This is a genomic window from Tritonibacter sp. SIMBA_163, assembly GCF_046535935.1.
In the GTDB taxonomy this organism is placed as follows: Bacteria; Pseudomonadota; Alphaproteobacteria; order Rhodobacterales; family Rhodobacteraceae; genus Epibacterium; species Epibacterium scottomollicae.
Window position 1 is genome coordinate 1 of sequence record NZ_JAWJBP010001329.1, and the last position, 236, is coordinate 236.

Below are 236 nucleotides of genomic sequence, written 5' to 3' on the forward strand. Positions count from 1 at the left end.
CTGGAACCATCCGGTGAAGGGTCCCATATCGCCAGCACTGTTTATCCCGATCGCAGAAGAAACGGGGCAGATTATCGGCCTAAGCCAGTGGGTGATGGAACGCGCCGCCAAAGACTTTTTAATGCGCCAGCTACTGCTGCCAAGCCACTGCCGGATGGCAGTTAACCTCTCGCCCATGCAGTTTAACCGCCCCAGCTTTTTAAGCTCGCTGCGTAAAACGTTGGAAGTACCCGGTT

The 236-nt window shown here is 55.1% G+C and carries 1 protein-coding gene; it reads left to right on the forward strand.

The genetic code is table 11. From position 1 onward, the window contains the following. Window positions 1–236 (forward strand): EAL domain-containing protein (locus R0J92_RS26620; RefSeq protein ID WP_411053891.1); only part of this gene is annotated, 236 nt, incomplete at both ends.